18 protein-coding genes and 1 pseudogene are annotated in these 22,044 nt (G+C 36.0%); 11 read left to right on the forward strand and 8 right to left on the reverse strand.

What is annotated here, in order from left to right; all coding sequences use genetic code 11:
• The 7 genes and pseudogenes from GAB14E_RS25190 to GAB14E_RS00540 all read left to right on the forward strand — a co-directional run.
• A pseudogene (locus GAB14E_RS25190) lies at nt 1–517 on the forward strand (hypothetical protein); the annotation flags it as partial.
• A 2-nt stretch (nt 518–519) separates the two neighbouring features.
• Nucleotides 520–837: a DUF2523 family protein gene (locus GAB14E_RS00560; RefSeq protein ID WP_033084601.1), complete on the forward strand. Its 318-nt coding sequence runs from the start codon at nt 520–522 to the stop codon at nt 835–837.
• Between the two features lie 2 nt (nt 838–839).
• Nucleotides 840–2,009, forward strand: coding sequence for a zonular occludens toxin domain-containing protein (locus GAB14E_RS24330; RefSeq protein WP_052094152.1), 1,170 nt, complete (start codon nt 840–842; stop codon nt 2,007–2,009).
• Nucleotides 2,010–2,152: 143 nt separating this feature from the next.
• Nucleotides 2,153–2,362 carry a hypothetical protein gene (locus tag GAB14E_RS00555; protein WP_033084602.1) on the forward strand — a complete coding sequence of 70 codons (210 nt, stop codon included), beginning with the start codon at nt 2,153–2,155 and terminating at the stop codon, nt 2,360–2,362.
• Nucleotides 2,363–2,375: 13 nt separating this feature from the next.
• Nucleotides 2,376–2,630 (forward strand): hypothetical protein, encoded by a 255-nt coding sequence (locus GAB14E_RS00550; RefSeq protein WP_033084603.1) that lies wholly within the window; start codon nt 2,376–2,378, stop codon nt 2,628–2,630.
• A 1,199-nt stretch (nt 2,631–3,829) separates the two neighbouring features.
• Entirely contained in the window at nt 3,830–4,735 is a 906-nt protein-coding gene (locus GAB14E_RS00545) for an AbiTii domain-containing protein (RefSeq protein WP_033084604.1), read from the forward strand.
• A gap of 34 nt (nt 4,736–4,769) precedes the next feature.
• Nucleotides 4,770–5,111: a hypothetical protein gene (locus GAB14E_RS00540; protein ID WP_033084605.1), complete on the forward strand. Its 342-nt coding sequence runs from the start codon at nt 4,770–4,772 to the stop codon at nt 5,109–5,111.
• A gap of 257 nt (nt 5,112–5,368) precedes the next feature.
• On the opposite strand, the gene GAB14E_RS00535 is transcribed toward GAB14E_RS00540, so the two are convergent.
• Nucleotides 5,369–6,259, reverse strand: coding sequence for a hypothetical protein (locus GAB14E_RS00535; RefSeq protein ID WP_033084606.1), 891 nt, complete (start codon nt 6,257–6,259; stop codon nt 5,369–5,371).
• Nucleotides 6,260–6,798: 539 nt separating this feature from the next.
• Here GAB14E_RS00535 and GAB14E_RS00530 point away from each other — a divergent pair.
• Both GAB14E_RS00530 and GAB14E_RS0123605 read left to right on the forward strand, forming a co-directional pair.
• Entirely contained in the window at nt 6,799–7,632 is an 834-nt protein-coding gene (locus tag GAB14E_RS00530; RefSeq protein WP_033084607.1) for a hypothetical protein, read from the forward strand.
• Nucleotides 7,633–7,742: 110 nt separating this feature from the next.
• Nucleotides 7,743–9,998 (forward strand): nSTAND3 domain-containing NTPase, encoded by a 2,256-nt coding sequence (locus GAB14E_RS0123605; protein ID WP_052094154.1) that lies wholly within the window; start codon nt 7,743–7,745, stop codon nt 9,996–9,998.
• Nucleotides 9,999–10,750: 752 nt separating this feature from the next.
• On the opposite strand, the gene GAB14E_RS00520 is transcribed toward GAB14E_RS0123605, so the two are convergent.
• The 3 genes from GAB14E_RS00520 to GAB14E_RS00510 form a co-directional block, all read right to left on the reverse strand.
• Nucleotides 10,751–12,133 (reverse strand): serine hydrolase domain-containing protein, encoded by a 1,383-nt coding sequence (locus tag GAB14E_RS00520; RefSeq protein WP_033084609.1) that lies wholly within the window; start codon nt 12,131–12,133, stop codon nt 10,751–10,753.
• A gap of 208 nt (nt 12,134–12,341) precedes the next feature.
• Nucleotides 12,342–13,739 (reverse strand): ATP-binding protein, encoded by a 1,398-nt coding sequence (locus GAB14E_RS00515; RefSeq protein WP_033084610.1) that lies wholly within the window; start codon nt 13,737–13,739, stop codon nt 12,342–12,344.
• Nucleotides 13,740–13,741: 2 nt separating this feature from the next.
• A complete protein-coding gene (locus GAB14E_RS00510) occupies nt 13,742–14,470 on the reverse strand; it encodes a response regulator transcription factor (RefSeq protein WP_033084680.1) in 729 nt (242 codons plus the stop codon).
• 232 nt (nt 14,471–14,702) lie between these two features.
• On the opposite strand from GAB14E_RS00510, the gene GAB14E_RS00505 reads away from it, so the two are divergent.
• Entirely contained in the window at nt 14,703–15,161 is a 459-nt protein-coding gene (locus tag GAB14E_RS00505) for a Spy/CpxP family protein refolding chaperone (RefSeq protein ID WP_033084611.1), read from the forward strand.
• 105 nt (nt 15,162–15,266) lie between these two features.
• Here the strand turns inward: GAB14E_RS00505 and hpt are convergent, their stop codons facing one another.
• Together hpt and GAB14E_RS00495 are read right to left on the reverse strand one after the other, a co-directional pair.
• Nucleotides 15,267–15,797: a hypoxanthine phosphoribosyltransferase gene (gene hpt, locus GAB14E_RS00500; RefSeq protein ID WP_033084612.1), complete on the reverse strand. Its 531-nt coding sequence runs from the start codon at nt 15,795–15,797 to the stop codon at nt 15,267–15,269.
• Between the two features lie 155 nt (nt 15,798–15,952).
• Nucleotides 15,953–17,401 (reverse strand): NCS2 family permease, encoded by a 1,449-nt coding sequence (locus GAB14E_RS00495; protein WP_033084613.1) that lies wholly within the window; start codon nt 17,399–17,401, stop codon nt 15,953–15,955.
• Nucleotides 17,402–18,078: 677 nt separating this feature from the next.
• On the opposite strand from GAB14E_RS00495, the gene GAB14E_RS00490 reads away from it, so the two are divergent.
• The gene (locus tag GAB14E_RS00490) at nt 18,079–19,683 is read left to right on the forward strand and encodes a SulP family inorganic anion transporter (protein WP_033084614.1); all 1,605 of its coding nucleotides are present in this window, start codon (nt 18,079–18,081) and stop codon (nt 19,681–19,683) included.
• A gap of 118 nt (nt 19,684–19,801) precedes the next feature.
• On the opposite strand, the gene GAB14E_RS00485 is transcribed toward GAB14E_RS00490, so the two are convergent.
• Both GAB14E_RS00485 and GAB14E_RS00480 read right to left on the reverse strand, forming a co-directional pair.
• Complete coding sequence (locus GAB14E_RS00485) at nt 19,802–21,223, reverse strand: ATP-binding protein (RefSeq protein WP_033084615.1); 1,422 nt, start codon at nt 21,221–21,223, stop codon at nt 19,802–19,804.
• Nucleotides 21,216–21,905, reverse strand: coding sequence for a response regulator transcription factor (locus GAB14E_RS00480; protein ID WP_033084616.1), 690 nt, complete (start codon nt 21,903–21,905; stop codon nt 21,216–21,218). Before GAB14E_RS00480 ends, GAB14E_RS00485 begins: the two co-directional genes overlap by 8 nt.
• Nucleotides 21,906–22,044: the final 139 nt, after the last annotated feature.

Raw genomic sequence — 22,044 nt, forward strand, 5'->3', positions numbered from 1 at the left:
TGATGGCTCTGGTGGTGATGGCTCTGGTGGTGATGGCTCTGGTGGTGGTGGCTCTGGTGGTGATGGCTCTGGTGGTGGCGGCTCTGGAACTGAGCCTTGTACGGGGGATGGTTGTGATATTGGCTCTGGAACTGAGCCTTGTACAGGTGATAATTGTATTCCTGATGGGTTTTGTGATCAGGAGGGGAATTGTTCCACAAATATCGCTACTAGAACTGAGCCTAGTGATGGTTTAAAGGGTTTTTGGAAAACTGATTATCCTGATGGTTTAGTCGGTATCATGGAAGGTAAGATTTTAGATGCTCAAGGTACTGCTTTTTATGGTTTTATAGAAAGCTTTAATCCTAGTCTTGGCTCTGGTGCTGCTCCGCCTATGCAGCTTTGTTTTAACATGGGTTCTATGGCTAATTTTGGTTGCCATTCTCTTTTAATTGACCCGAGAGTTTATCCAGCAATAAGGATATTTATTTTAATAACGGCAGGTTTTTTGTGTCGTAAAATTTTGTTTGGGGGTTAATTATGTTGGATTGGTTTGCGAATCGTTGGAATGATGGAATAGATTTTCTTTGGCGTTTAGTACTCTCTATTTATGACATGTTAAAGGATTTTTTTATGTGGTGTATAGATAGCTTAATGGATGTTGCAATAGTGATTCTTGATGGCCTTGGCTCAATTATGGACGGTTTAGATGTTGCTAAATATTTTACTATGTTGCCACCTGAGACTATCTATATGTTAAAAATCATTGGTTTTTCTGAAGCTATGGGCATGATTGTTACCTGTATTGGTATTCGTTTTATTATTCAAATGATTCCTTTTGTACGTTGGGGTAGTTAAAAATGATTCATGGTATTTCGGGAAAATCTGGTGGTGGTAAAAGTTACGAGGCTGTTGTTAATCATATAATCCCTATTGTGACTAAGGATAGACGTAAGGTTGTAACAAATATTCCTTTGATGGTAGATTATTTTTGTTCTGTTTATGGTGATTATTGTAGAGACCTTATAGAAGTCGTTGACGGTGAATTTCATAATTACGGTAAGCAACGACCTTTTTCAAAACTTGAGCATTTCACACAATATAAAGATTGGAAAAATGAAAAAAATCAGGGCGTTTATTTTTTTATTGATGAATGCCATATCCCTATGCCTAAAGTTAAATGCGATAAGGATTTAGTTGATTTCATTTCTTTAGCTCGCCATAGCGGCTATGACATTATGTTAATAACTCAAAATTTTAGAAAGGTTAATACTGACATTAAGGATAATGTTGTAAATCATTATAGAGCTATTAAAAAGTCTATGATGGGTCAAGACGATAAGTATATTTTAAAAGTTCATGATGGCTCTGCTAGTTCTAATGCTTCAGTTGTAGCTACGCATGAAAGAACTTATGAAAAAAAATATTTTAATTTTTATAAGTCTCATACAGATAGTGATAGCGCTGTTGAGGAGGCTACAAGTAATGATATTGAAAAGTGGTATAAGCATTGGTCTGTAAAGCTTAGTATTGTTTTTTTCTTGTTTGCTGCATTTCTACTTAGTACTATTTTAGGTAGTAATAAACCGATAACCGCTAAACCTAAAAAAGATAAGACTGTAAAGGTATCTACAGTTATTCAGCAACCTAATAAGGTTCAGCAGCCCGTCGTTGCTTCTAGTTCTCCAGTAGTACCTATCGTTAAAACCCCACAACAGATTGAATATGAAATGATGGTAATTAATAGTAAAAAGTTTCATCCATTCCACAAGATTAGTTTAAGCATAAGCGGCTCTTCTGAGTATACGGATGAGGGTAGACGCGTTACGGTTTTTTACTTCTCAGCTAGTCAAAATGGTCAGCATGTATTTACGCTTAAAACTAAAGACTTGTTGATGGCTGGTTATGATATGAAGATATTTTCTGATTGCGCTATACGTATTAAGTATTATGATTTTGTTGATTACTTAACGTGTAATGCTCCTAAGCAAGGTGTTCTTTTAGGTGAGGGTGCAATAGCCTCTAATTAGTATTTACTACGTTGTTTTGGTTGTTTAGTACCATTTTTCTTTTTCCTGGAGAAAATAAAACACTTAAACGGTACTATTTTGATTGATTTTGTTTGTTGCTACTGTATAATTGGTACCATAAGTTAATAAAAGGACTGATTAAAATGATTAAAGTTACGGAAAGTATGGTTGTTCAAGTAGAAAAGAATTTAATTATTGTTGAAGACCGCCATGGTAGTTTTCAGCACTTCTTTAAAGGTGATTTACCATACAGGGTTTTAAATCGTTTTAGTGTATCTGTTGGTGATACTGTTTTGTATAGCCTTAAAGCTTCAGGTTTTTATATAGAAACAATTAATAATATTACACAATAAGGAGTGACCGGACATGTTAATTAAAATCCAAACCGATATTTTTTTAGATAATAATCTAGATGATTTAAAGGGACATTTTGAAGTTGGTACAGCATCTAAGGCGGTTTCTAATGCTGCAACGACTTATTTGTCATGCTATGAATCTAAGGTAAAGGCTGAAAGAAAGGTTGAACGCTTAACTGGGATTATAGAGGAAATGCGAGCATTGGTTAGGGCTAAACAGTCAGCAGAAGAAAGCTTGCAAATTTTATTAGGTGAGAAATTATGATTGCTTTAATTGAGGTTCTTCTTCTTCTTACTGTTATGAATATTTTTGATCCTTTAGCGGTTTTATTTAGTTATTGTCTTATGCGGTTTTTTTTAGATCAGCTAGATAAGAAAGGTACCAAAAAAAATACTGTAGGCTGACGAACGGACTTGGCCGTAAAAGTTATAGGTACCATTTTCTTTGCCAGGATTAAACCAGCGACTTGTTTTTTGGTACCATTTTTAATTATTTCATATGCGAAGCATAAAGCATCGTTTTATTAGGTGTGGGGTGATTACACTGCCTTTTGTTCGTTCTCACCAGTAGTGCCTATCTTTAAAACTCAATTCTAGCCAGTTCAGTTAATTAAATTAACGAGGAGGGACCCACGTAAGTGGGAGGTCCCACGTTTGTTTATTTAACGTTCTGGCGTTGTTTTTTTTATGCGAAGCATGCAGCGGAGCGTAACATAAAACATAGTTTTATCAGAAATAGAGCAATATCATACAGATGTTGATCGCGTTCTTGGTGCTTCAATAAATAAAAATCTTAATGCGCGTTCCTGCAAAACTATTTCTTGAACTTTTTTTTTTTATGTTTTTAAATCTATGATGGCAGCATCTGAATGAAATTTTACTCCCGTTTAGTAATACGGGGGTAAAGTTTTGTCGGGGTTGCCCTGTGAGCGTTAAGTTTCAAGCCTCACAGCGTTTTGTCAGTTTTACGTTTGTTCTTTTTTTAGCAGAGCGTTAAGAAAAAATAACAAGCTGTACTTAGCGAGCGCAGCGATTCATTTAATTTCTAGTCCCTAATCTTTTCTGCACTTCTTCGTGTAGCGAGTGTACCCAGTGGTAACATTGAGTCTTAGCTCGTAATAAATAACCAACTAAAAACAGGTCACCGCTAAAGGTTTCTCTGTGCGCTTTATGGACATTAGAGTTAAAATTTTTGCCATATATTTTCTCATGAATGTTTATTTTATTGTTAGTTTGTTCGTATACAGTAGGCTGTGATTTCTGCTTTCTACAAGAAAGAGCGGATATTACCTTCTTTCACACATAGACCAGTTTATTTGTTATTTTTAACTCATTGATCTACAGATAATAATCAAGTAACCTCACAATATTATAAAATTATTGATGATTAATCCCGCCTTGTAGAAAGAAGGCATTTTTCCTCATAATAAAATTGTTATGCATTAATTTAATATTGGTTACCCTATGAAATTAATTGAAGAAATAATTGAGCTACTAAGTTCAGGTGAAAACAACTTAAAAATAGCATTACTTAAAACCAAAGTGTTACTTCATAAGTTGGGTGAAAAAGAGTTATTAGATTGGGTTAATGGTGAGTTGAAAGGATACTCAGAAAAAGAATCTGTTCCTGATTATAGAGTACTCCACTTAACTATAAAGGGTCATGTCAGCAATATGGTACACAGATATCCAAACCATACATTACCTGTTATGCATTTAGATGCAGCAATTCGAGAACGTTTGGATACAAAGTACTTAATGGATGGTATTGCTGTTATTGAGCAATATTCTGAACAGGAACATCTAAGTATATCTGTTGCTCCTGAGTTTTATCCTTATTTGTCAGAAGGCTTTGATAGTAGTTACCAAGTGGAAAGTGCTTGGGGAATACATTCAGCCGGAGCAATGACGCAAGTATTAACTGAAGTAAACTCTAGATTATTAGATTTTGTTTTAGAACTTTCTGAAAGATTCCCGTCTGAAATGGATTCAGATGAAATGAAAACTAGGTCTAAGGAGGTTGGAGTGAGTGATTTGTTTAATAATGCTGTATTTGGTGATAACGCAACAATAGTGGTGGGTGACTCAAATACGCAAACAATTAAAAACTCTGTTACTAAAAATGACCTTCCGTCATTAATTGAGGTTTTAAAACAACATAAAGTGAGCGATGAAGATATTGCTAAACTTGAAACATCTATTGAGAATGACAGCGTTTCTGATGAAGTAAAAGAAGGTAAGTTTGGAACAGAGGTATCGAGTTGGATGGGGAAAATGGTTGGAAAAGCTGCCTCAACTGCTTGGGATGTTAAAGTTGGCGCAGCGGGAAGCTTATTAGCAACTGCTATAGGCAAATTTTATGGGTTTTAATGCTTAACAAGTCGTTAAAGCAAGGCACAATTCAATGACTGATGCTGAAATAAAAAGAGGATTACTCAAATGCATTCCTCTTGCGTTACTAGCCATATTAATTCCGATAGGCGCTATTTGTTCTGTATTTAAACCTGAACTTGAGCCTGTAAATGTATGGTTTCAACGAAGTGGTTCATTAGCTGTATTTTTTGCTGTTTGGATCGAATATGTCTTATTTCCTATTAATGACGAAATAAATCCTACAGGGTTAATTACTTCTCAATGTGAAAAGCCTAAAGAGAAGTTTGGGAAATATTATTCATTCTTTAAAGGTCTAGGTGTTGTATTAGCTCTGTGGGGAACAATCATTTGGGGTTATGGTGATTTACTCTAGCATTTGCTTATAAGCAAATTAAGCGGGACTAAAAAGAGTTTGCTCGGTTTCGCTTCGCTTTATTTTCACTCTCAATTTTCAGCCCTTTAATTGGGTGTTATCGATACTAAATCTAATCCAACCTGTCCAATTAGCTGTAATCGCTAATGTCTCGAATGTGGTAAAAGCAGCCTTAGCTCATAATTATGGATGAATAAAAAAGGCCGCATTAAATTAAAATGGGCGGCCTTATATGACTTTAAATTCGAATAATATATCTATTCTTTTGTAAACATAAATGAATCTTGCGAGACAGTACCTTCATTCCCTTGACCATCTTGAACAACAATTGAATTAAGATGATATTCATATGTGCCTGCTGGCCAATATGATGGAACAGTAAAGTATGCTGATGTTTGTATGTTCTGCTCCATAGGGTCTAAAATGAACTTTTTAGGGCTATCACGATTATAATGTGTACCGTCTGGCCAAGTGATATATGCCCAACGTTTAATCTCAACAGTATTAGTGGAAGTATTTATAACATCACGGATAAAGTATAACCTCCCACCGTATGACGAAATAGGTGCTGAATAGGTTGTTGCTTCAACAGTAACAGGTGATTCTGGCGCGGTTGAAATTTCAGTGATAGTAGATTGAACAAATAAACCGTCAATCATCACATTAAAATCTTTAATTGAAAATGCTGAGACATCATCATCCCAAGTAACACGTAATGCATTATTTGGGTTGGTGCTAACTACATTTGAAAGTAGTAAATCCATATTCATTACCGTAGCTGCCGTATTAGAAACAGCATCATACGAATGGAAATTAGTATCATAGTTAAAGGTTGCTGGAGCCACCTCGTAGCTATAACTATACATATCAATTTTATTTGGCGCTGCCGGATTAGTATTAACCACTAATCCATTTTCAAAGGTTGCTGTTATGTTACTGCCAGGTGAGATATCAAAGTATATATTTCCACCATCAAAAGCAGATGCAGTATCATAAGTTAAAGATATATCAATTGTTTCCCCAACTGATATATCAGGGTTATCGCTATAGCTAACTGTTGACTTGAAGCCAACGGTTACTATCTCTGCATTTGCAAAAAAAGTAATCATTGAGAGTGCAATAGCAAATACCTTTATCATCATTTTCATAATCAATTCCTTGAGATTAAGTTAAATATTCTTCACATCAAAAGCGATGCAATAGGTAGTATAGATGCTATTTTTCTGAATATGGCTGACTGTAATATTTTGTAATATTTAGTGTTAAAACTCAAATACAACAATTATTGATAACACAATTTTTTCCCATTATTAGGATGCTATCAATACAAAACCTAATTCAACCTATCAAATATCTGTAATTTATAATGTCTGCTCTTGGTACTTACCGCCCTTAACATTTCATTTTAAAAAAGTAGTGATTCCAAATTAATTAGCCCTTTTGTTAAGGGCTTCTTGGTGCGCAAAGCGGAAATTAGCTTCAAAATATTTGCGATATATTTTCTAATGGATTGACTGTGTCATATTACTGAGAAGTCTCAGTAATATCCAACATCGAACAAAAATAAAATGTTTTTAGTTTATAGGGCACTGAAATTATGGGATATTAATACAAATTAAATAAAAGCTATGGGGCTGACATTACTGAGAAGTCTCCATAATAAGCTGTTAGCCGTACAAGGATAGATATGAGCAATCAATTCAACTCAATAGATATGATTAAAAATGAGTTTAATATTTCTGAAGAATCAATTGATACAGTAAGAGGGATTTTAAGAAATATGCAATCTTCGTTACATCCCGATAAAAACGGTGGTGAATTTAAAAGTGTTAGCGAAGAATCAAACTATCACAAGTTAGATAGCGCAATTAATTTTATAGACTCACAAAAAACATCAAACAGTGATCTAATTGCAATGTCTGCCGTGACTGATTTAACAAAAGCTGTGACAAATTTAATTTCCTCACAGAATCAAGGTGTAAATACAAGTATAGCGTTATCAACTGCACTCCAGAGAAATAGCGATGGATACAAAGCTAGAATGAAAATGCCAAAAATAGCATTGACAGCTGTTACTGCAGCATTATCAGGATTATGGTTATTTCCAAATACGGTCAAAGATCATCCTGTCCTTTCAAATTATGTTAACTTTAATGATTCTCTTACAAATTTTATTTGGATGTACTTGGTAATTTCTTCCGTTGCATTTTGGATTTACACTTGGCGAAAAGAGGAATCAATAAAAGAAAATAATGAAAGGCTTAAAACCGAGACAGAACAAAATAGAATATTTAAAGGTTTTATTAAAAAGATTGAATTTAAAAACTTTTCACTTGAAGATTTTGTTGAACATATAAAAGATAAAAATTTAAGGAAAGTTGACATCACCTTAGCTCATGCTATAGCTGAGGTTATTCTAGAGCGGGCTATAAAGAGAAAGGTAATACTAACGAATGACTCTGGAGTAATATCCACAGTTTATAGTGTTTTAGCGGCTAACAAGCCAATCAAGCAGGACTAAACACAGTTTACTGTTTTCGTTCCTCAACATTATAGCAAACAATTTTTAGCCTCTTATTGGGGCGTTAGATTTTCGTCCCATATCCAGTTTCTCTAAAGGCCATCAAATAAATGTCAGATTATGATTTTAGTAGCTTGAATGATAAAGAATTCGAGGATTTATCAGCAGATCTTTTAACATGCTATTTCGGCTCTCGAGTTGAGAGGTTTAAAGTTGGGCGTGATGGAGGAGTCGATGGTCGTTTTTTTTCCTCGGAAGGAGACGAAGTCATTATTCAGTGCAAGCACTGGATAAAGTCAGGTATTGCGGCACTTATCAGATCAATAGAAAAGACAGAAGCAGACAAAGTGAGGAAGCTTAACCCCAAGCGCTATGTTTTCGTAACATCATTAGAGCTGTCGAGGGACAATAAGATTAAAATTAAGAGCCTTTTATCCCCATATATATTGTCTGAGTCAGATGTTTTTGGAAGTGAAGATCTTAATGACATTTTATCAAATAATATTAAAGTAGAAAGAAAACACTACAAATTGTGGATATCAAGTACCAATGTCCTGCAAACAATATTGAATTCCGCAATCATTGGTAGAAGTAAGCATAAATTAGAAGAAATCATTGAAGAATCATGTCGATATGTAGTGACTCAAAGTCATACACAAGCAATCGAAAAACTTGAAAACATTCACTCAGTGATAATTACTGGTTCGCCAGGTGTCGGCAAAACTTCTTTAGCCGATCAATTATGTCAATATTATACAGCCAAAGGCTTTGAGTTTTGTTTTATTGAAAATTCACTAAACGAGGCGGAAGATATTTATAATGATGAGTCAAAGCAAGTTTTCTATTTTGATGATTTTTTAGGAAGAAACTTCTTATTAGCTCTTAATTCTCACCAAGACTCGCATGTTATTAATTTTATTAAAAGAATTGAAAGAGATAAGAAGAAGAGGTTTGTTCTCACATCACGCTCAAATATTTTAAATCAAGGAAAGCGGCTCAGCGATCTTTTTGACATTAAAAAAGTAGATAGGAATGAATATGAATTATCAATTTCCTCGTTAACAGATATTGATAAGGCTAAAATATTATATAACCACATCTGGTTTGGTGATTTGAATGAAGAGTATATAGATCAAATATATGAAGAGAAACGTTACCTACAAATAATTAAGCATAAAAATTTCAATCCGAGATTGATATCTTTTATAACTGACCAACACCGTCTTTCTAATATAAATTCAAATCAATACTGGGAATATATAGATAAAACGTTATCAAATCCCAAAGATATTTGGAAAAATGTTTTCGAGATACAGGTTGATGACATCTGCAAGCATATTGTTATAGCGGTATCGTTGCATGGACAATCCTTATCAGAGAAAGAGTTAACTTCTCTTTACGGAGAAATATTATCAAGTAACTTAAGTTTAACTTCTCGTAAAGATTATGAGTCAGTAATAAAGTTATTAGTTGGTGCGCTTTTAAATAGAAGCGTTTTAGACAAAGAAAAAATTTCATATGATCTGTTTAATCCGTCTATAGCTGACTTTGTAATTTCAAACTATTTAACTGATTTTAATTATATTGATCAGCTACTTTTGTGCTTAAAAACACCTCAATCAATCTATAACCTAAATAGTTTGATGACATCAGGAGTTATTGAACAACAGTATTTCTGTAATATTCTTGAATCTCAACTGCTGAGCCTTTCTAAATCACATAAAGCAAACGAAATAGATAGTTACAAACTTAGGATACTCGCTAGTGCCTCCTCAAGGCTTTCACCACAAGACGACGTAATTGAATATATACAATGCCTAGTTAAATCTGCCTTAATATCAGGCCCCTGTTCATATGGATATGATTATTTTGAATTTATTAATTGGTCACTGTCTTTAGGTTATATCAACTCTGCAGACTCCGCTTTTCAAAAACAACTAAATAGTTGGGTCTATGAATATGAAAAAGATATGGACGAATTCATTCCAATTTCAAACTTGGTGTCAACGGTAGAATTATCTCCAGCCTCTTTAACTGCGAAATTGAAAGAGGAGTATTTAGAATATTTATCTGATGGTATTACAAGTGATGTTATTGAAGAAGGTATTTTGAATGATGAATATGAAAAATATACTAATGATTATCCCCAATTAGAGGACTATATAAGTGAACGATTCTCAGAGCTAGGAATTAGCTTTGAACAGGCCGATGTAGATTATGTAAAGGACTGCTGTGATATCGATGATATCATTCAATCTAATATAAATTCAGCAATGTACGAAGATGATGGTTACGATCAATATAGAGATCAAGGATATAGTATGGAATCTTCTACAGATGCTATTGATGACCTTTTTGAGAGATAATGAAATCTAACAAGTCACTCAAAAGGACAAAAAACAGTTGGCTTTTGCTCCTTCGTTGCTAATTTTAGCCAACAATTTTTGCCTCTTAGTGAGGCGTTATCGATAAAAAAATCTAATCCAAATCACCGCTACTGATTAAATGCTAATGTCTTCTTTGTGGTAGAACGCGACCTTTAAAGCAGATGATTTACTCGATAATTATTTATTGAGGTGTAAGGATCGCTAGCTGTTCGATAGTGCAATCGAAATCCTTGCCTAGAATGTACCTCTCATCTTGCTCCTTGTTGCAGATAGTAGCGACTTCCTGTAATACAGCCTTAAACTTCTCTCTGTACTGTTGCTCTTGCTTCTCGCCATCCCAAGACAATAGTATAGTTACAGGAATAGTTAGTAGAATTAGGGGTATTGCTACACCTCTTCTAATTTTGATTGTGCCCATAAATTACCTCCTTGTTACTAGTCCAATAATTAGACTAGATTAATTAACCTGAAAAAGACAGATACCTACCGACTAAGGCAGAGCCTATGTGGTAAGAATCGACAATTTAATGAACATATTCGATTTATTATGAGTGGTCGTAATCAGCGGCTGAATCTAGTGAGATACATATTCAGGGGTACTAATCGGGTACTTTGGGTTTTATTTTTGCACGAGACTTACCTCAATTCACTATAAACAAAGGCTTGTATGGTTTGTTTTAGGTAATAAAAAAGGATGCAGATGCATCCTTTTTGTTTATTTACTAACTAACTTATTCAGTTTTTACTGCTGGACTTGCATCATTTGATAATCCACTGTAAAAATTCATCACCTGTTTACCTTGCTCATTTATCTCAATAGAGAAATAAGACAAGCTGCCTTCATAATAAAAACTATTGTCAGACATGGGCTTAATTACCCACTTACGGCCATCATCACGTTTCGAGTACACTTCACCATTTTCAAAGCTTAAAGTACGTTGAGACTCATCATTGACTTGGTAAGAGCCCATCATAGTTTTAATTTTTTTATCTGATAATGTTATTGCTTTAAATTCAGGAACTTTAATATTCAATGCTTTTGCAGCAAGTAACAATGCTATATCTCGAGGAGCACCGTCAGAGTCACTATTGTTAAGAACAGCCACGTATAAGTCCTCTTCAGGAATATAAAAAGCGTGTGTTACAAAACCATGGATACCGCCGCCATGACCAATAGCGGTATATTTATTCACATCAAACATGCCTAAACCATAACCGTAATCAGAAGTGCTTTTATCATTAAGTTTAAAAGGGGTGATCATTTTTTTATAACTGGCTTTAGAAATTAATGTGCCATCACGCAGCGCGGTAAACCAAATATCTAAATCATCAACAGTTGATAATAATGAACCAGCAGCGTGTGGCCACATCATATTAATTGGGTCGGCATTAACCACACCTTGCTCAGTGCGAGAGTAACCAGAAGCTCTGTTGCCAATCAACTGAGTGCCGCCAAAGTGACTATTCTTCATGCCTAATTTGGCAAATATATCTTGCTCAATAAAGTCAGCGTAGTTTTTTTTACTGGCTACTTCGATAATTTTTCCCAATAAAACATAACCAGTATTGGAGTAACGCATCGCTTCGCCGGTTTTTAACGGCATAGGCTGCTTGGCAAACTCGGTTAACATTTCATCTAATGAAGTCTCTGTTGGAATGAGGTTTTTCCAAATATGTTCAACTTCGGTGTAGTTAGCAATACCTGAGGTATGACTTAATAAATTAGCAATAGTAACAACTTGCCCTTCGGTTGGAAAATCAGGGACATATTTATGAATATCATCATTTACAGATAACTTACCTTGCTCTGCCAGCATCATTATTGCTGCTGCGGTAAATTGTTTAGTAATAGAGCCGAGGCGAAATATACTGTCAGTTGTTAAGGGAACTTGTAGCTCTATGTTTGCTAGGCCTAAAGCACCTTTATAGAGTACTTTTCCGTGCTGGCTAACTATAGCGGCTGCACCAGGACCTTTTTCATCAACAAAAGTCGCTAAGACATTATCATAACTTTTTTTAGTCGCTGTTATTTCTTGTTGAGTTACAGGTGCTGCACTCACATTTATAGCGCTACTGAGCAGCAAGGCAGTGCATATCGTTATTATTTTTTTCATTTTATTTTATCTTCCATGTTGTCATATTAGTTTCATAGCAAAACATCTTACAATGTCACACTTTGTTATAGAGCTTCAAGGTGGCTTTTGTCGCTAAATGTTTCAGAAGGGGGATATTTTATTATCGGCAATCGACAAATGAAAAAGCAGCTAGTAGGTAGCTGCTTTTTATCTGTACAAGGCAAAGTCGATTTGTAAATTGGTGATACTATATTGGTAATAACGACAGCATAATTGTTACCTTTAAACCAGCTGAAGCTTGGTTTTTAGCGATTATCTCACCTTGATGTAAGTGAATTGCTTGTTGCGCAATCGCTAAGCCTAAACCTGTACCGCCGCTACTACGTTCTCTACCATCAGCAACTCGAAAGAAGGGACTAAACAGTTGAGATATTACTTCATCAGGTACACCGGGACCTTTATCTGAAATAGTTAATTCTACTTGCTTAGCTTGTTGTGTTAACTCAATAACAACTATTTCATCGTTTGGAGAGTATTTAATCGCATTATTTATCACGTTGCTGATGGCACTGGCGAGCAACTTAACATCGGCTAAAATGGAGTAATTAGCTTTTCCTTCAAAAGAGATGATGATATTTTTGCTATTAGCAAAATATTGGCAATCATTTACCACTTGCCTGACAAAATGGCTTAACTCAATTTCATCAGCAGTAAAGGCATTATGGCTATGTTCAAGCCTTGAAAGTGTCAGTACGTCAGCTATCATTTCATCCAAACGATCAACTTCAGTTTCACAACGAGTTAAATGTTTTTGTTGCTCCGTGCTATTGCCCATATGTTTTTCAGCTAAAGCAACGGCTAACTGCAAACGAGTTAATGGCGACCTCAGCTCATGGGATACATCACCTAACAAACGTTGATGGACACTAATATTACCTTCTAATTGTTCTGCCATTTGATTGAAGCTTCGCGCGAGATCGCCAAATTCATCAGAACGTTGGTCAAATTGTGTGATACGTGTTGATAACTTACCTTCGCCTAATTTATTACTTGCTTTTTGAATAGCAATTAAAGGTTTAGTAAAGCTTTTAGCGAGTAGCCAGCAACACAGAAAGCTAATGGTTAATAAGAAAAAAAGACGTAAAGCAATAGGTAATTGAGTGACTAAAGTCACTAAACGTTTTCTTTGTAACTCATTGGCTATAAACAATTGCAACTGCTCACCATTAACTACTATAGGTTGAGAAGAGGTGACCTTAGTAAAATCAAAATCAATGGTGACAGGGTTATTAAGAGGGTGTCTTTTTAAATAATTTTTTACCTTTGACCAGCCGCGATTGTGGGGTGTATAAACCTTGTTAGTCGCTACTTTTTTTATTAGTAAATATTGCTGATGTTTTCGGTGAAATTGGTGCTGAATTGCTTTAAGTTTTATATGTGTTTTACCTATTAGTCTTTGCTGATAAACCGTTAATAATTTCAGTTGTTGCGGATCAGCCTGTTCTTGGCTTGGGCTATGCCTAAATTGCATGGTAACTAAGTAACTAATCAAAACAGAAGTGAGTATAACCAGCCAAAAAGCCAGAAATAACTTTAAACTAATACCTAAGGAGAACTTCTTCTGCCATGTATTTTGATTAAGCACTGTTACTGCTCTCCCTGTAAAAATACATAACCTGCGCCTCGCACTGTTTTCATCTTATCTATTGGATCAATAGCGAGCAGTTTTCTACGGACATTACCGACATGAACATCAACAGTTCTATCATATGGACTGAGTTTGCGTTGCAGTACTTGCTCTGATATTTCAGCTTTACTGATTATTTTACCATGGTGCTCCAGCATATAAACCAGTACTAAATATTCAGTGCCAGTAAGTTCGAGTAAACTGTTTTGACAGGTAATTTCACGAGTAGCTTGATTAACCCTAACTTGATTAACCATAAGTTGTTCAGCGCTATCATGCCTTGGTGAAGCACTTTGGCTTTTTACAATGGAAATTCGTCTAAAAATGGCGTTAATACGTGCTAATAGTTCGCGATGTTTGAATGGTTTGGCTAAATAGTCATCGGCACCTAACTCAAGTCCTAAGATACGGTCATTATCATCGCCTTTAGCCGTTAACATTAATATAGGGGTTTTATGCTTGCCGCCCAGTGCTTTTAATACTTCAAAGCCATTTAATACAGGCATCATGACATCAAGTAAAATCAAATCAAAACTATCATCAAATGCTCTTGCTAACCCACTGGCCCCATCTAAACAAGAAGTCACCTGAATATTTTCACAAGCGAGATATTCAGTCAATAACTCGGCAAGTTCGGCATCATCATCAATTAATAAAATGTGTTTCGGTTGAACTGTAGCTGGTGTCATATAAATACTGCTTTTAAAAATGAGCGGCTTAGTTGCCGAAGTGAACATAAGGTTACTAACTATTAGTTTACGTCATCTTAGCTAAGCAGAAAATAACTTTACATAGCTTTACATAGCCTTGCACTGCTTTGCAAAAAGTCTCGATATACTAAAATTGAATTTAATTGAAACGAACTAAAGTTAACTTAACTCTTTATCAATAGAGACAAGCATACCTAATAAGGATTACCAGATGAAAATTACATTTAAAAATTTAGCTATTGCAACATCCATTTGTTCAGCATTGGTGTTAACCCCACTAAGCTTTGCAGGTAGTGACAACTCAACTCATCACGGTGGTCATGAAAAAGGCCACCAACAGATGAGTGAAAAAAAACTTGCTAAATTGAGCCGAAAACTAGGCCTGTCAGAGAGCCAGCAAGCTGATATAAAAGCACTTAAAACTGAAGAGAAAACACAAATGCAAGCTTTAAAGCCGGCAATGAAAGCCTTTCGTGAACAAGTTAAAACCTTGATGTCAGCCGAGAGTTTTGATGAACAGGCATTTGTTCAACTACAAGCGAATAACCAAGATGTATTTGCCGCAATGGCGTTAGTCAAAGCAAAAAGTAAATTTGCTATGAAAAGTGTCTTAACCGCAGAGCAGTTAGAGAAGTTTCATTCAATGAAACATAAACGCTCACGTCGTTAATCTTTTGAAATGATAAACCCCTCATTGATCCATCATATAAAAAATCCGACTTATTGTCGGATTTTTTATATGAAACGTTTTAATTTTCCACCTAAGGCAGTTTAGTTATTCTTGAGGAATAACTTTACCAATATAAGGCAGATGACGATATTTTTGTGCATAATCAATACCGACACCAACGACAAACTCATCGGGAATTTCGAAACCTATCCATTTAACATCGACATGTTTTTCACGGCGACTTGGTTTATCTAATAAGGTACAAATTTCAATTGAGTTTGGACCACGTAAACTTAAAATCTCTACAACTTTACTTAAAGTATTACCGGTATCAATAATATCTTCTACTAGTAAAACATCTTTGCCTTCAATATTATCATCAAGATCTTTAAGTATATGAACATCGCGAGAGCTTTCCATACTATTGCCATAACTTGATGCGGTCATAAAATCTACGCTATGATTAACGGTGATCTTTCTGGCTAAATCGGCCATGAATACAAAGGATCCACGTAATAAACCAACCATGACTAAGTTATCGCTGCCTTGATAATGCTCGCTGATTTTCAGGCCAATTTCGGCAACACGTTTTTTGATTTCTTCTTCTGAGATCATAACTTCAATAGTATGTTTCATTGGTATTTCTTTCTTGTTGATGAATGAATAAATGCAGCGCTTGGCTGCATCGTTAGATAGATAAACATTTAGCATTACTGAGACACTTAACTATCAGCTAAACAAAAAAAGCCTTTGCGAACAAAGGCTTTATTAATGTTAAGTTAATAGTTTTTCTAGTTTAAAAATATGAACTTAGCAACAAATAATGCTGTTAATGCCCAAACACCGTTAGATACTTGGTCAGATTTACCCGTACCTACTTTTAATACAGTATAAGTGATAAAGCCAAAAGCGATACCGTTAGCAATTGAGAAGGTAAACGCCATCATAACCGTAGTACACACGGCTGGTGCGTATTCAGTTAAGTCATCCCAATCTAAGCCTTTAAGTGAGCTCATCATTAACATAGCTACATAAATAAGCGCGCCATCAACGGCAAAGGCTGGTAACATTTGTGCCAGTGGTAAGAAGAACATACCAATAGCAAATAACAAACCGATAGTTACGGCAGTAAGACCGGTACGACCACCTGCAGCAACACCAGCAGCAGACTCAACATAGGAAGTTACTGGTGGACAACCAAAACCTGTACCAATAACAGAAGCAATAGAGTCAGCTTTTAAAGACTTGCTTAAGCCTTCAATTTTACCATTTTTGTCTTGCAAGTTAGCACGCTCAGCAACACCCATTAAGGTGCCCGCGGTATCGAAGATGTTAACGAATAAGAAGGTTACAATAACTGGGATTAACGCTACTTGAAAAGCGCCAACAATATCAGCTTTCCAAAATATTGGCTCTAGAGCAGAAAATTCAGGTACCGCTAATATGCCTTTATAAGCAACAAAACCAGATTCTGGAGCAAAAGATTTAGCTGCTTCAGATATAACGAAGAAATCAGCTGGTAATACCCAAGTCATCGCAAAAGCGAGCAAGGTTACTGTGGCAATACCAATGATTACCGCACCAAATACTTTACGGTAGCTAAGAACAGCAATTAATAAGAAACTTAGGAAACCTAATGCCGGCGCTTCAGGGCCAAATTGACCAAAGCCAAAGTGAGTCATGTCGCCAAGGGCAACTACGTTGTCAGGACTAGCAACAATAATACCGGTGAAACGTAGGCCGATGAAACCTAAGAAAAGCCCAACACCTGCGGTCATGGCAAGTCGTAAGCTCATGGGAATACTATCAAGCATCCACTCCCTAAGTCGGGTAACACTCATTAAGACAAAGAGCACACCTGAAAGGAATACCGCACCTAATGCGATTTGCCAGCTATAACCCATGCCGCCGACGACGGAAAAAGTGAAAAAGGCATTTAAGCCCATGCCTGGGGCAAGACCAACAGGCCAGTTAGCGTACATACCCATTAATATGGTGGCAATAGCAGCACCTAAACAGGTTGCTAAGAACAAACCATCAAATGGCATGCCAGTATTGGACATAATAACAGGGTTCAAAAACATAATATATGACATGGTCACGAAGGTGGTCAGACCCGCCATGAGTTCAGTTTTTATTGATGTATTATGCTGTGATAGTTTAAAAAGACGTTCTAACAGACCTACGTCGCTAGTTTGTTCTTCAGTTGGGTTTTCGCAAGATTTGCTAACCTGTTCCATAACTACAGTTCTCTCGTTGATTGATATTTAAGGCCGTTTATTTATATTTTTAATGATTGGCCTACTTGTAATAATTTTAACGTTTTACCTTTTTGTAGCTGCCTTACCGATGGAGCAAGTAATACCAGCGCTTGCTAATAAATTAGAAAGAGGCTGTGTTGGACCCAATTTCTGTTTAGCTGTATTCATTAATACATAAATAAAAATCAAAGTTAATAAGTAAACCCGCCTGTTAATTCCATATGGTGAAACCTCTGTTGCGATTATCTCATCGCTACATCCTATATAACTGGTAGTGACTGGATTTTACTACATAGAACTAAATATAGAATTCCACATGGTAAAATCAAGTTGGGCTGTATCGGACATACTGCAAAGGGCTCAGCATAGCTCCCAGAATTTGATATTTGCTAATTTTTTATTGGCACTTAGTTTTTATTTGATGAACAACACCTCATCCTATCCTTAAAATAGAAAACTTGTCAATAGTGTCAAGAAATGGTTTTTTAGTGTACAATTCATCTCAGCGCTTTAATTCACGAACAGCAATAATTATTGTAATTTGTTTAGTAAGCAAACTTTCAAGGCACCGTTAATACGTATTTGATAAGCAAAAGTGAGATATCAGATATGTAATAGTGAGTGCTGTTAACTCCTTATTTTAAAATTAGGTAATCATGCTTTCTTTATCACATTTTAATCAACAAACCATAAAGGGCGATATTTTTGGTGCATTAACATCAACTATCGTTGCTCTGCCTTTTGCTCTTGCTTTCGGGGTAACCTCGGGAGCTGGTGCCAGTGCCGGTATTTATTGTGCGATTATAACCGGTTTATTTGCCTCTTTATTTGGCGGTACCAACCAACAAATTTCTGGTCCCAATACCGGATTAACCGTTGCAATGGTGGCCATCTTAACCAGCTTTGTCGCCCAATCTCCTGATAATGGTATTGCCGCGGCATTCACTGTGGTAACGCTTGCGGGTTTGTTTCAAATGTTATTTGGCTTTTTTAAGCTAGGTAAGTACTTTATTTTAGTTTCATATCCGGTTATTTCAGGCTTTACCTCAGGCATTGGTGTATTAATAATACTCTCGCAAATAGAACCTTTATTTGGCCATTCATTACCTGAATTACAGCTGTCGTTAGGTACATTAACGAGTACCAATACTTTATTGGGTTTAGTTTGTTTATCAATACTCTTTATTTGGCCGCAAAAATTTAGTCGTGTAGTACCAGCCAGTATTATTGCGGTAGCGGGCGCAACATGTTTTTATATTTTTTCGGGTGCTGAAATGCCCGTTGTTGGCGCTATTGCCAGCGAATTACCTTCTTTTAATATGCCAGTTTGGGAAAGCTCTTTAGCCAGTGAAATGATTAAATCGGCGCTACTAATTGCCACGTTAAGTACACTCGATTCACTAATGACCTCATTGACCGTGGATAGTATTACCAATGAATTACATGATTCTGATCAAGAGTTGGTTGGTCAAGGTATTGGCAATATGGTTGCTGGATTATTTGGTGCACTTCCTGGCGGTGGCGCGACAATGCGTACAGTAACCAATTTAAGGGCCGGTGGAACTACACCTTTATCTGGCATTCTTCATGCGTTGTTTATTTTAGCTATTGTTTTATGGGCAGGGGAATACACAGCATATATTCCTATGGCAGTGTTAGCAGCAATTTTGACCCATGTTGGTATTAGCATTATTGATTGGAACTTCCTTAAACGTATCCATCAAGTACCTTTATTCAGTGTTGGTTTGATGATCTCCACCATGGTTATGTCGGTAGCCTTTGACTTAGTTACCGCGGTATTAGTGGGCGTATTTTTAGCGAACTTAGTCACTATACGCCGCTTATCAGAAATCCAACTTGACAACATAAAGCTGTGCACCGCGAAAGAGGCAGAACATCTATCAAAGCCAGAGAGAAAGTTATTAGAGTCTATGGACGATAGCGTGTTATTACTTAATATCTCTGGGCCTATCGGTTTTGGCGTAGCACGCGGATTGAAGCAAAGTGTTTCAGAAACAGATCAAAATAAAACGTTATTAATTGATTTAACAGATGCCCGCTTTGTTGGCATTACCAGTACTATTGCCATTGAAGAGATAATTGTCAGTTACCGAAATCAAGGACGAGATATTTTACTATCAAATGTCTGTGAACGAGTACGAGATGATTTTAATAAATTAAAGTTACTTGAAAAAATACCCGCGGAGCATATCTTTGCAACACGGTTAGATGCACTGACATACCTTAAGGAAAGAGCTTAAAGAAATAGCTTAAAAAAAAGATAACCTAAAGAAAAGTTTCATTACCATCCGTTGTTTAACAAAACGTGGTAATGAAACGAAAATTACTCTGGTTAGAATTACCTGTGAATACTTGTCATTAAACCGCTTTAGTAAACGAAAATTGTGCTCCACCTAAAGGTGATTCTGACACCACTATCTTGCCTGTCATTTTTGTCGCTGCTGCTTTCGCTATAGGAAGGCCAAGGCCTAAGCCACCTGTTTTTCTACTGCGACTTTTATCTAATCGGGCAAAGGCAATAAAAATAGTTTCTCTGTCTTCAATAGGCACACCTACGCCATCATCTTCAATAGTAATAGTTAATTGCTGTTCATTATTGAAGAGGATGACACTAGCTGAAAGCTTGATTTTTGTTTGTGCATGGTTAAAAGCATTTTTAATAAAATTATCGACCAGTAGCCTTAAATAGAAAGGGTTGGTGGTTATTTCAATGGACTCATCAACGGTTAATATGCACTCTTTATTTTGGTTTTTAGCCAAAAGATGTAATCTGGATTCGATAAACGCCTTTAGCTCAATAGTTTGAAACTGATCTAGCTCATTTTCATTCGTTAAATTTGAGCTTGTGCCAGTAACAGCAGTTGAATTTATTTTTGAATATTCAACAATTTGACTGATCAATTCATTAATGTCGACCACATAGTTATCAACGTCATCAACCAATGCCAATATATCTAAATCAGTGCTTTTTCGGCGAATTAAGCCTGAGGCTAATTGAATACGACTTAATGGAGTTCTGACTTCATGGGGAATTGCTTGGGAAAAAGTATCACGCTCTTTAACATTGTCAGCTATTGCTAACGCCATGTCATTGAAACTTGAAGCTAGTTTATCTAAGGGTTTTTGGATATCTTCATTGGCCTTAGCCGTCATATTTCCTGAACCAAATTGCTGGTGAGTATCAATCAGCGTATTTATTTGGTTTTGCAGATTTTTGATAGGCCAATAAATGGCAATGCCAAGAAATAACGAGGTGACCAGTATTAATGACAGGAAGACGAAATCAACGTCCTCATCATCTAATATCCCTCCAGTAAAGCCTTCAGCTAATTCCTCCACGAGGTCTTCAGGTAAGTCTTCTGGCTTGATCTCGCTTTCATTTTTCTCATATATAACGATATTGCTTTTTGCGTTAGGTAGTTTAAATTCGACTAAACGCCCGCCATCAAGCATTTGATAATAAGAAGTATTGTTAATGCGTGTGATTAATTGACAAGAAGGACAAACCTCACTATTCATATCAGGGTTAATGAGTTTAGCGGTGAGGAAATTATCTAATGGAAAGCCGAGCGGAATAATTTGTTGTTCGGTGTTAATTTGTATCTCTGCATTAACAGCTATTTCTTTAAATATGTAATTAACCTCGCTAATAAACTCGTTAAAGTCTTCTTGGTCGTCATAACTATCCATAAAGAATTTTGTTAAGGAAACACTAATAATTACCGAAATAATAATAGCTAAATACAACCGAGAGAATAAAGATAGCGATAATTTATTCATTAATTAACTTATAACCTTGGTTTCGTATAGTGGTAATAATTTTATAGGGAACTTGGTCATCACCCAGCTTCTTGCGTAAACCTGAAATGCGCATATCAATAGAGCGGTTACTAAAATCATAATCAATTCCCCTCAATACCTGACAACATTGTTCACGTGAAATAACTTCACCGGCATTTTGATGCAATAATTTTAGCATTTCATATTCCGACCCCGTAAGGGTCAATAACTTACCTTGAAAAGTGACTTGATTGCTGGCTTCATTTATTATCAGGGCTGAGTTTGATTGAGTATTCGTTGGCTTGTTATGATAATTTTGGTTTCTTCGTAGCAGGGCTTCTATTCTGGCAACAAGAACGTGAGGTCTTAAAGGTTTAACCAAATAGTCATCGGCGCCCATTTTTAATAAACTGACTTCACTGACATCATCATCACAGGCGGTGAGAATTAATATAGGGGGCTGATAAAATTCTCGAGCCGCTTTGCATATCTCAATACCGCTCATACCGGGTAACATCAAATCAAGAATAATCAACTCTGGTTTAGTAACTTTGATTGCTTCTAAGGCAAGCGAACCATCATCAATAACGTCTACCTGATAGCCTTCAACGTCTAAGTACATCGCGGTTAAACGTGATATTTCTGCGTCATCTTCAATAAGTAATATTCTAGTTTTGCTCATCCACTGTCTCTTAATTTATTCACTCACGATGCAAATTTAACGTAAAAGTTCCTGCAATTAAAGTCTAGCTTACATGTGCTTACATACGTTAGATATTACTTACACTAGCTTACTTGCGCTTACCCTAATCCTTTATCCA

Origin of the sequence: Colwellia psychrerythraea (genome assembly GCF_000764185.1) — a bacterium.
Taxonomy (GTDB): Bacteria; Pseudomonadota; Gammaproteobacteria; order Enterobacterales; family Alteromonadaceae; genus Colwellia; species Colwellia psychrerythraea_B.